Origin of the sequence: Streptomyces sp. NPDC058375 (assembly GCF_042723425.1) — a bacterium.
GTDB lineage: Bacteria > Actinomycetota > Actinomycetes > Streptomycetales > Streptomycetaceae > Streptomyces > Streptomyces durocortorensis.
Window position 1 is genome coordinate 1 of the sequence record NZ_JBHXJG010000255.1, and the last position, 10,087, is coordinate 10,087.

The following is a 10,087-nucleotide window of genomic DNA, read 5'->3' on the forward strand; positions in this document are numbered from 1 at the left end:
CAATGGGCCCATGCGCGCGGCCCGGCTGATCAAAATGGTGCTGCTCCTGCAGGCCCGCCCCGCGATGACCGCCGCCGAGCTGGCGGCCGAGCTGGAGGTGTCGGAGCGTACGGTCACCCGGGACGCGCAGGCGCTGTCCGACGCGGGCGTCCCGGTGTACGCGGAGCGCGGGCGGGCCGGCGGCTACCGGCTCGTCGGCGGCTACCGTACCCGGCTGACAGGGCTCGCCCGGGACGAGGCGGAGGCGCTGTTCCTCTCCGGGCTGCCCGCCGCGCTGCGCGAGATGGGTCTGGAGGACGCCGCGTCGGCCGCCCGCCTCAAGGTGTCGGCGGCGCTGCTGCCCTCCCTGCGTGACGCCTCGTCCTCCGCCGCCCGCCGCTTCCACCTGGACGCGCCCTCCTGGTACTCCGAGCCGGACACCCCCGAACTGCTGCCCGCGATCGCCGACGCGGTCTGGGACGACCGGCTGCTGCGGACCCGCTACCGCCGGGGCGGCGGCCGTGACCGGTCCGGTACGGAGGTGGCGCGGGAGCTCGCTCCGTACGGTCTCGTCCTCAAGGCCGGGGTCTGGTACCTCTGCGCCCGGGCGGGCGAGGACTTCCGGGTCTACCGGATCGACCGCTTCACCGCCGTGGAGGCGGCCGAGGAGCGCTTCGAGCGGGACGAGGCGTTCGATCTGCCCGGGTTCTGGGCGGAGCGGGCCGCCGGCTTCGCCCGGTCCCTGCTGCGTACCGAGGTGACCGTACGGGTGTCCGGGCGCGGGGCGCGGATGCTCGTGTACGCCGGTGACCGGGCGGCGGCCGCGGCGGCGCTCGCGGCGGCCCCGGAGCCGGGTGCGGACGGCTGGCGCACGGTCACGCTGCCGGTGGAGTCGCTGGACGTGGCGTTCGGCCAGCTGCTGGCGCTGGGGCCGGAGTTGGAGGTCGTGGCGCCCGAGGAGCTGCGGGTGCGGTTCGCCGAGGCGGCCGAACGACTGCGCGAGTTGTATCGCTGAAAGGCTTCAATTCGGCGTCTGCGCGTGCGAGAGCCCCCGGCAGGCTGGATGCTGGACCCGTGATGGACGAAACGGAATTCTGGGAGATCATCGACAGCACCCGCGAGGCCGCCGAGGGCGACCCCGAGGACCACGCCGATCTGCTGGTGGAACGGCTGGTGCAGCTCGATCCCGATTCCGTGCTGGACTTCGCCCGGCACTTCGAGGCCCGCTACAACCGCGCCTACGCCTGGGACCTGTGGGGGGCTGCGGCCGTGCTGCTGGGCGGGGCGAGCGACGACGCGTTCGACTACTTCCGCTGCTGGCTGATCGGCCAGGGCCGGGAGGTCTTCGAGGGGGCGCTGCACGATCCGGACGGCCTGGCGGAGCTGCTGGACGACTTCGACGAGGAGATCGACGGGGACGGCGAGGACCTGGGTTACGCGGCCGACGAGGCGTACGAGCAGCTCACCGGGGCGGTCGCGCCGGACCTGGGGCTGCCGCCGCAGCCCGCCGAGCCGCTGGGCTCCCCGGTCGACTTCGAGGACGAGGAGGCGCTCGCCGCCCGCTTCCCCGAGCTGTGGGACCGCTTCGGGCCCCGCTGACCCGGGCTTCGTCAGGCGGGGCCGAGCGAGCGGCCCATGCAGACGTCGTCGACGTAAGCCCCGTTCAGGAAGAACTCCCCGGGCAGTACGCCTTCGACGGCGAAGCCCTCGGAGGCGTACAGGGCGCGGGCGGGGGTGTTGTGGCCGAGCACCCGCAGCGTGATCCGGTTGGCGCCCTGGCGGCGGGCCTCGGCGAACGCGGCCCGCAGCAGGGCCCGCCCCACCCCGGCCCCGCGCGCCCAGGTCGCCACGGCGAGGCCCCGTATCTGGCGGACGTGGGCGTTGGAGGCGAGCGGAGTGGGCGGGACGAGGCGGATGTACCCGGCGACGGCCACCTGACCGTCCGCCGCCTCCGCCTCCACCAGGAGGAAGTCCTCCGGCCCGTGCCCCTCGTCGAAGAAAGGCTCGTACGGGGGGACGGGCCTGGGCAGGACCGCGTGCAGCGTCGACCAGGTGGACCGGTCGAGCTCGGCGAGCGCGTCGTCGTCGGCGAGCACGGCGGGGCGGACGGGGCGGAGTACGGGGGCGACCATGGGGTCACTGTGCCACGCGGTGTTCCCCGTGTTCGAGGCGTTTCATGGGGCAGGATGGGCCCATGCCGAGCTCCCGTATCGCCGTCAGCGGATCGTCCGGACTCATCGGAGCGGCGCTGGTGCGCTCGCTGCGCGCCGACGGGCACGAGGTGGCCCGCCTGGTGCGCCGGCCCGCCAGAACCGGCGACGAGGTCGAGTGGGCCCCCGAGCGGGGTTACGTGGACGTCGCCGGCCTCGTCGGCTGCGACGCGATCGTGCACCTGGCCGGGGCCGGGGTGGGCGACCACCGCTGGACCGACGCCTACAAGCGGGAGATCCGCGACAGCCGGGTGCTGGGCACCGCGGCCGTCGCCGAGGCCGTCGCCTCGCTCGACACCCCGCCCCGGGTGCTGCTCTCCGGGTCCGCCATCGGCTTCTACGGCGACACCGGGGACCGCCCGGTGGACGAGAGCGCCCCGCCCGGGGACGGGTTCCTGCCCTCGGTCTGCGAGGAGTGGGAGGCGGCCACCGCCGCCGCCGAGGAGGCGGGCGTGCGCACCGTGCACGCCCGGACCGGACTGGTCGTCGGCCGCGAGGGCGGCGCCTGGGGCCGGCTCTTCCCGCTCTTCAAGGCGGGTCTGGGCGGGAAGCTGGGCGACGGCAGCCAGTTCTGGAGCTTCATCGCGCTGCACGACCATGTCGCGGCGCTGCGCCACATCCTGGACACGGAGGCGCTGACCGGGCCGGTGAACCTGACCGGCCCGAAGCCGGTCACCAACGCCGAGGTGACCGCCGCGATGGGCCGGGTGCTGCGCCGGCCGACCCTGTTCCCCGCGCCGGCGCCCGCGCTGAAGCTGGTGCTCGGGGAGTTCGCGGAGGACGTACTGGGCAGTCAGCGGGTCATCCCGGCGAAGCTGCTGGACTCCGGCTTCTCGTTCGCCTTCCCCGACATCGACGGGGCGATCCGCGCCGCACTGCGCTGAGCCGGGCGGTGCCTGCCGGGCGGGGGCGCCCCGGGCCGGGCGGGGCCTGTGCGACCGCCCGGAACCGTCTTGCGCGCGGTCGGACCCCGTGTGCGACCCCATGCCCCGGTGCTCCCCGGCGCGCGTCTGACCCAGTATCAGCCATCCTCCTAGGCTCGATGCGAACTCCGGCTTTCCGGGGACCTGTTGGGGGCAAGAACCCCCCACCAGTCACACCGACTCGGGGAGGGGCACGTGCGCAGCACGGCACATCACGCAGACGTGATCATCATCGGGGCCGGAACAGCCGGCCTGTCAGCGGCCCACCTGCTGACCCGCGCAGGGCTCGGCGTCAGTGTTCTGGAGGCCGCGCCCCGGGTGGGCGGCCGGCTCGCCACCGACGAGGTGGACGGGTTCCGGCTCGACCGTCTCGGCCCGCTGCTCTGCACCGCCTGGCCCGAGCTGACCGGCGCTCCGGGGCTCGGCGCCCCGGAGCTACGGGAGTTCGCGCCGGGGGTCCTGGTGCACAGCGAGGGCCGCCGCCAGCTCACCGGCGACCTACGGAGCGCGAGGGGCGCACTCAAAGCGGCACGCACCCGATCGAGCGCCCCCTGGGCCCACCGCGCTCCGCGTACGCCCCGCGCTCTCCGGGCTTCCGGGGTTCCTGCGGCTTCCGGCGCCGCCGGTTCGGCGCAGAGCGCATACGGGTACGAGCCCGGCACCCCGGCGCGCGGCGGCGGCCGGGGCGGCGTGGTGGCCGGCGCGATCGACCGGGCCCGGCTGGGCGCGGCGCTGCACCGGCTGGCGGTCATGCCGGACGCCCGGCTGCTGGCCCGCCCGGAGCGGTCGGCGGCCGAAGCCCTGGCCGGTGCCGGGCTGCCCGGCCGTACGGTGGACGGCGTCCTGCGCCCGCTCCTGTCCACGCTGCTCAGCGACCCCGCCCTCACCACGTCGAGCCGGTCCGCCGACCTCGCGCTGCGCGACTACGCACGCGGCGGTCTGTGCGTACCGGCGGGCGGGTCGGCCGCACTGCCGGAGCTGCTGGCGGCCTCTCTGCCGCCGGGCACGGTCCGGACCGGGGTGCATGTGACGGCCGCCGACATCACCTCCGTACGCACCAATGAGCACGGCGAACTGGGGTGCCGCTCCCTACTGCTGGCGACCGGCGCGGGGGCCGCGGCAGAGCTGCTGCCCGGGCTGCGGGTGCCGTCCTTCCACCCGGTGACGGTCCTTCACCACACCGCGCCCGCCGCACCGCCCACGGGCAGGTCGCTCGTGCTGGACGGCGACCGGTCGGGCCCGGTGGCGTACACCGCGGTGATGAGCGAGGTCGACCCCTCGCGCGCGCCGGAGGGCCGGACGCTGATCACCTCGACGGTGCTCGGAACCCCGCCGCCGGACCTGGACCGCTCGGTGCGGGCGCAGTTGGCGGCGCTGTACGGCGTGCCCACGGACGGCTGGGAGTTACTGGCGGCCCATCACGACCCGGAGGCGGTGCCCGCGATGGAGACCCCGCACGATCCGCGCCGCCCGGTGCGGGTGCTGGCCGGGCTGTACGTGTGCGGCGACCACCGCGACACGAGCACGGTCCAGGGCGCGCTGCACTCGGGCCGCCGGGCGGCGGAGGCGATCCTCACCGACCTGGGCGTCGGGGGCGCGTACGAGGGGAGCCTGCCCCGGGCCGCGTGAGCCCCGGCCCGGGTTCCGCGGGCGCGGGCTCAGCCGAGAGCCGCGACCCGGTCGCGGTATCCGCGTACGGGGACGGCGTCCCGGTACGGCTCCAGGCTGCGCTCGAAGGCGCGTACGTACTCCGTGGCGCGCACCGAGCGCATCTCGGCCGCCTGCTGGGCCGCCTCCGCACCGAGCTGGCAGGCCTGCTCCAGCTCGCCGAGGCCGAGGCGGGCCGAGGCCAGGACCACCCGGCAGAACAGCCTGCTGCGGGCGTACGCCGGGGCACGCAGCTGGAGCGAGCGCTCGGCGTGCTGGGCAGCGGCCCTCCACTGCTGGAGGTCGCGGTGGCAGTGGCCCAGCTCGTCGGCGAGCTGTGCCTCGTCGAAGGTGCGGGCCCAGTGCGGCACCTCGTCGCCGGGGCGCGCGGTCTCCAGGGCGTGTTCGGCCCGGGTCAGGGCGGCGGTGCAGGAGCGCGCCTCGCCCAGCACCCCGTGGCCTCGCGCCTCGACCGCGTGCAGCAGCGCCTGGACGAGGGGCGGGGCGGCCGAGCCGATGCCCTGCTGGGCGACCCGGGCGAGCTGGACGGCTTCCCTGCCGTGCCCGAGGTAGACCGCCTGCCGGCTCATCGTGATCAGCACGTAGGCGCCGTAGCCGCGGTCCCCGGCGGCCTGGGCGAGCCGCAGCGCCTGGACGAAGTACCGCTGGGCGAGGCCGTGGGCGGCGATGTCGTACGAGGTCCAGCCGGCCAGCCGGGTCAGGTCGGCGACCGCGGCGAACAGCCGCCGCCCGGTGGTCTCGCCGTACGTGCCCCGGAGCATCGGCTCGGCCTCGTGCTCCAGATACCGCACGAGGGCCTGCCGGGCGTGGCCGCCGCCGTACGCGTGGTCGAGGGTGCGGAACAGCTCACCGACCGAGCGCAGCGCGGCAACGTCCCCCGCGCCGACCCGCTGGCCGGGGCCCCGGTCCGTCTGGCGCTGGCGCGGGACCACGGGCAGCGCCCCGGCCCCGGGGTGCGTACCGGCGGCGGGCGGGTGCGCCGCGGCCGGATGCGATGCGGCGGGATGCGATGCGGCCGGGTGCGTGGCGGCCGGGCCCGAGGGCGTGAGCCGATGCGGTCCGGCGGGCGGGCGCGACAGGCCCCGGGCCTCGGTGCGCAGCGCCCCGTCCGTACGCCCCGGATCCAGGCGCCCCGCAGCAGTGGCCCCGGCCTCTCCCCCGGCCCGGCGGGCGGCCCCGCCGTCCCGGGCCACCCATTCGTCGGCCCGGCCGATCAGCCAGTCGCGGCTGGGGACGACGAGGCCGGCGGGCGTGAACGCGATCTTGCGCAGCTCCGTGTGCGTACCGGAGTCCTTGCGCCAGAGGCCGCTGACGATGTCGACGGCCTCGGTGGGGCTGGCCGCGAACTCCAGCCCCGCGTAGACGGGTGCGCAGGCGTCGAGCCCGAGGTCCTGCGCGGAGAGCCGCCGCCCGAGCCGCCGGGTGAAGACCTCGGCGATCAGCGCGGGCGTGGTGCCGCGCGGCTGCTGCCCCCGCAGCCAGCGGGTGACCGAGGTCTTGTCGTACCGCAGGTCGAGGCCGTGTTCGAGGCCGAGCTGATCGACCCGGCGGGCCAGGCCGGCATGGGAGAACCCGGCTTCCGCGATGAGTGAGGCGAGGCGGCGGTTGGGCGTGCGCTGCGGGGGTCGTTCCGACATCAGCTGTACGGTCTCCTGCCTTCGGGGCCGGACGGGCAGCCCTCATGGGAACGGCGCGAATTTAGCGGCCACCGGGGCGGCCATCGCCACCCTTTGCTCCACGTTCATCCGATCGTGTGAGGATTCCGGACGGAGCTGACGAAAACGCCCGACACATGAGTGCGCGACCGGCGTGACATGAGAGCGCGACCGGCGTGCCCGTGCGGCGGCCGTTCCACCTGCCGGGGGGCCGTTCGGGCGACGGTCGTACAGTGGATGCGGGCGCGATCAGTGCAGGGCGCCGTCATCCCGGGGACACCCCTCCGGGCAGTACGGGGCCCACAGAGGGAGGCATCGGTGAGCGAGCTGCGGTTCGTCCGTCTGGGCTTCGGCGAACAGGCCGTCGAGTACACGGAGGCCTGGCAGAAGCAACGCGAGGTGCACGCGGACCGGTTCGAGGACCGGGTGCCGGACACCTGTCTGCTGCTGGAACACCCGCCCGTCTACACCGCGGGGCGGCGTACGGCCGACAACGAGCGTCCGCTCGACGGCACCCCGGTCATCGACGTGGACCGTGGCGGGAAGATCACCTGGCACGGTCCGGGCCAGCTCGTCGGCTACCCGATCCAGAAGCTGCCGCGTCCGGTCGACGTCGTCGCACACGTGCGCCGGCTGGAGGACGCGCTGATCCGTACGGCCGCCGACTTCGGCGTGGAGACGTCCCGGGTCGAGGGCCGCAGCGGGGTCTGGGTCCTCGGCGACCCGGTCGAGCAGCGGCCGCTGCTGGGCGGGCTCTCGCTGGACTTCGACCCGAGGCTCCAGGACGAGGAGTTCGACGCCCGGCTGAACGGCCCGGAGTACGCCCCGTCCAACGCGGGCCAGCGCCGCGAGGACCGCAAGCTGGCCGCGATCGGGATCCGGGTCGCCAAGGGCGTGACGATGCACGGCTTCTCGCTCAACGTGAACCCGGACAACACCTGGTTCGACCGGATCGTGCCGTGCGGCATCCGGGACGCCGGGGTCACGTCCCTCTCAGGCGAGCTGGGCCGGGAGATCACGGTCGAGGAGGTGCTGCCGGTCGTCGAGAAGCACCTGCGGGACATCCTGGAGAACGCGGACCTCGCACCGCGCGAGGTGGAGCGGCCGAAGGCGTCGGCCCCGGCCTGAGGGACCGGCCGGCCGTACCGGCCAGTAGCCGTCAGACGCTCCGACCACAGCCACCGGCCGGGGAATAGGCCCCGTCGGCCGCAGGTTGGCCAGACGTAAGGCCGTTCGATGTAGGGGCGTACCCTGGTGTTCGCCGAAGAATCCAAAGCGATTCCCTCGCGCATCGCTCGCGCATCCCACGCGAACCCGACGCGAATCCAACGCAGCAGAGAGCAAAGGGGAGCCGGAGTGTCCGCTGTCGCACCCGACGGGCGCAAGATGCTGCGCCTGGAGGTCCGGAACAGCCAGACCCCCATCGAGCGCAAGCCCGAGTGGATCAAAACGCGGGCGAAGATGGGCCCCGAGTACAAGCAGCTCCAGCAGCTGGTGAAGGGCGAAGGGCTGCACACGGTCTGCCAGGAGGCGGGCTGTCCCAACATCTTCGAGTGCTGGGAGGACCGCGAGGCCACCTTCCTCATCGGCGGCGACCAGTGCACCCGGCGCTGCGACTTCTGCCAGATCGACACGGGCAAGCCGCAGGCGCTGGACCGTGACGAGCCCCGCCGCGTCGGCGAGTCGGTCGTCACGATGGACCTGAACTACGCCACCATCACCGGCGTCGCCCGCGACGACCTGGAGGACGGCGGGGCCTGGCTGTACGCGGAGACCGTCCGCCAGATCCACACGCTCACCGCGGAGCGGGAGGCGGGCGCGACCAAGGTCGAGCTGCTGATCCCCGACTTCAACGCGGAGCCCGAGCAGCTCGCCGAGGTCTTCTCCTCGCGCCCCGAGGTGCTCGCGCACAACGTGGAGACGGTGCCGCGGATCTTCAAGCGGATCCGCCCCGGCTTCCGTTACGAGCGTTCCCTGGAGGTCATCACGCGGGCACGCGAGGCCGGCCTGATCACCAAGTCGAACCTGATCCTCGGCATGGGCGAGACCCGCGAGGAAGTCAGCGAGGCGCTCCAGGACCTGTACGACGCGGGTTGCGAGCTCATCACGATCACGCAGTACCTTCGCCCCTCCGTACGGCACCACCCGGTCGAGCGCTGGGTGAAGCCGCACGAGTTCGTCGAGCTGAAGGACGAGGCCGACGCGATCGGCTACTCCGGCGTGATGTCGGGTCCGCTGGTGCGGTCCTCGTACCGCGCGGGCCGTCTCTTCCAGCAGGCGATGGAGGCGCGCGGCCTCGCCGCCGGGAGCGTCCAGGCCGCACCGGCCGTGTGAATCCGCTCACGAGATACTACCGAGCAGTAACCGCGTAGGCGAAGCGGTCCGGACGCTCCCCGCAGGTGAGGGACGCGTACGGACCGCTTCGGCGTGCGCGGCGCCGGAATCAAGGCTTCATTGGTGTTTGACCGCCCGGTCATGCGCTGGTAACACCAAGCAGTGACCCTAGGTACACGTGCGGCAGCGACTCCAGCCGCCGCCGTCACTGCTTCCCGCACTCATCCGCGCCCCGAGGCGCATCCATTCCGAGGGGGAACACCACGATGCAGGCCGCACCGGTCCGCGCCCACGCCCTTCCGTCCGTCACCACCGCCCTGCGGGCCGTCGAGTCGCTGCTGCTGAGCAGCGGCCAGCGCACCGCCCGCCGCAACGCCTGGACGGCCGTCCTGGAGGACCGCCGCCGCGCCAAGGACCGGGTGGAGGCCCAGTACGTCCTGGAAGCCGTGGCCGGCCACCGTTCCTAGCTGGCTGCCACGTTCCCGGGTAGCTACCGCGTTCCCAGGTAGCTCCCACGTTCCTAGGTCGCTCCCTCGCCACGTAAACTTCAGTACATGGCGAGGAAGGCAAAAACTGAAGGCGCGGACAGCGCCGAGAACGCGGGGCGACTCAAGCAGATCGCCCTGACCTACAAGATGACCAGGCGGACCGACAGCAAGATCGGTCTCATCGTCGCGGGTGTCGGAATCGTCACGTTCGGTGTCCTCCTCGGCATCGGCTTCGTGATCGGACACCCGGTCTATCTGGGCATCCTGGGCTTCGTCCTGGCCGTCCTCGCGATGGCGATCATCTTCGGCCGACGCGCCGAGCGGGCGGCCTTCGGACAGATGGAGGGCCAGCCCGGAGCGGCGGCCGCCGTCCTGGACCGGATCGGACGCGGCTGGACGACCACCCCCGCGGTGGCGATGAACCGCAGCCAGGACGTCGTCCACCGGTCGGTCGGCAAGGCCGGCATCGTCCTGGTGGCCGAGGGCAACCCGAACCGGGTGAAGGGCCTGCTGGCGTCCGAGAAGAAGAAGATGGCCCGCATCGTGGTGGACGTCCCGGTGCACGACATCATCGTCGGCAACGGCGAGGGCCAGGTGCCCCTGAAGAAGGTCCGCACCAAGATGCTGAAGCTCCCCCGCGTCCTGACCGGCCCGCAGGTGACCACCACCAACGACCGGCTGCGCGCGATGGGCGACCTGATGAGCAACATGCCACTGCCGAAGGGCCCGATGCCGAAGGGCATGCGGATGCCGCGCGGCGGAAAGATGCGCTGACCTCGACATATACGTGAAACGGGGCGGCCCCCGGACCGATGACCGGTCCCGGGGGC

General features: G+C 73.6%; 10 protein-coding genes. 8 read left to right on the forward strand and 2 right to left on the reverse strand.

From position 1 onward, the window contains the following. The first annotated feature begins 10 nt into the window (after positions 1 to 10). Together ACFWM7_RS29385 and ACFWM7_RS29390 are read left to right on the forward strand one after the other, a co-directional pair. Positions 11 to 994 (forward strand): helix-turn-helix transcriptional regulator, encoded by a 984-nt coding sequence (locus ACFWM7_RS29385; RefSeq protein WP_383266200.1) that lies wholly within the window; start codon positions 11 to 13, stop codon positions 992 to 994. Between the two features lie 62 nt (positions 995 to 1,056). Further along, positions 1,057 to 1,578 carry a DUF4240 domain-containing protein gene (locus ACFWM7_RS29390; RefSeq protein WP_383266202.1) on the forward strand — a complete coding sequence of 174 codons (522 nt, stop codon included), beginning with the start codon at positions 1,057 to 1,059 and terminating at the stop codon, positions 1,576 to 1,578. A gap of 11 nt (positions 1,579 to 1,589) precedes the next feature. Here ACFWM7_RS29390 and ACFWM7_RS29395 read toward each other — a convergent pair whose 3' ends face one another. Next, positions 1,590 to 2,111, reverse strand: coding sequence for a GNAT family N-acetyltransferase (locus tag ACFWM7_RS29395; protein WP_383266179.1), 522 nt, complete (start codon positions 2,109 to 2,111; stop codon positions 1,590 to 1,592). Positions 2,112 to 2,173: 62 nt separating this feature from the next. Here ACFWM7_RS29395 and ACFWM7_RS29400 point away from each other — a divergent pair, with 62 nt between their 5' ends. Both ACFWM7_RS29400 and ACFWM7_RS29405 read left to right on the forward strand, forming a co-directional pair. Next, the gene (locus ACFWM7_RS29400) at positions 2,174 to 3,073 is read left to right on the forward strand and encodes a TIGR01777 family oxidoreductase (RefSeq protein ID WP_383266181.1); all 900 of its coding nucleotides are present in this window, start codon (positions 2,174 to 2,176) and stop codon (positions 3,071 to 3,073) included. A gap of 234 nt (positions 3,074 to 3,307) precedes the next feature. Continuing rightward, on the forward strand, positions 3,308 to 4,741 hold the full coding sequence (locus tag ACFWM7_RS29405; RefSeq protein WP_383266183.1) for an FAD-dependent oxidoreductase: 1,434 nt from the start codon (positions 3,308 to 3,310) through the stop codon (positions 4,739 to 4,741). A 29-nt stretch (positions 4,742 to 4,770) separates the two neighbouring features. Here ACFWM7_RS29405 and ACFWM7_RS29410 read toward each other — a convergent pair whose 3' ends face one another. Continuing rightward, complete coding sequence (locus ACFWM7_RS29410) at positions 4,771 to 6,417, reverse strand: regulator (protein WP_383266186.1); 1,647 nt, start codon at positions 6,415 to 6,417, stop codon at positions 4,771 to 4,773. Between the two features lie 336 nt (positions 6,418 to 6,753). On the opposite strand from ACFWM7_RS29410, the gene lipB reads away from it, so the two are divergent. The 4 genes from lipB (at position 6,754) to ACFWM7_RS29430 (ending at position 10,031) form a co-directional block, all read left to right on the forward strand. After that, complete coding sequence (gene lipB, locus ACFWM7_RS29415) at positions 6,754 to 7,563, forward strand: lipoyl(octanoyl) transferase LipB (RefSeq protein ID WP_383266189.1); 810 nt, start codon at positions 6,754 to 6,756, stop codon at positions 7,561 to 7,563. A 228-nt stretch (positions 7,564 to 7,791) separates the two neighbouring features. Beyond that, positions 7,792 to 8,769 (forward strand): lipoyl synthase, encoded by a 978-nt coding sequence (lipA, locus tag ACFWM7_RS29420; RefSeq protein WP_383266192.1) that lies wholly within the window; start codon positions 7,792 to 7,794, stop codon positions 8,767 to 8,769. A 266-nt stretch (positions 8,770 to 9,035) separates the two neighbouring features. Then, positions 9,036 to 9,236: a hypothetical protein gene (locus ACFWM7_RS29425; protein ID WP_383266195.1), complete on the forward strand. Its 201-nt coding sequence runs from the start codon at positions 9,036 to 9,038 to the stop codon at positions 9,234 to 9,236. Between the two features lie 87 nt (positions 9,237 to 9,323). Next, positions 9,324 to 10,031 (forward strand): DUF4191 domain-containing protein, encoded by a 708-nt coding sequence (locus ACFWM7_RS29430; RefSeq protein WP_383266198.1) that lies wholly within the window; start codon positions 9,324 to 9,326, stop codon positions 10,029 to 10,031. The last annotated feature ends 56 nt before the right edge of the window (positions 10,032 to 10,087 follow it).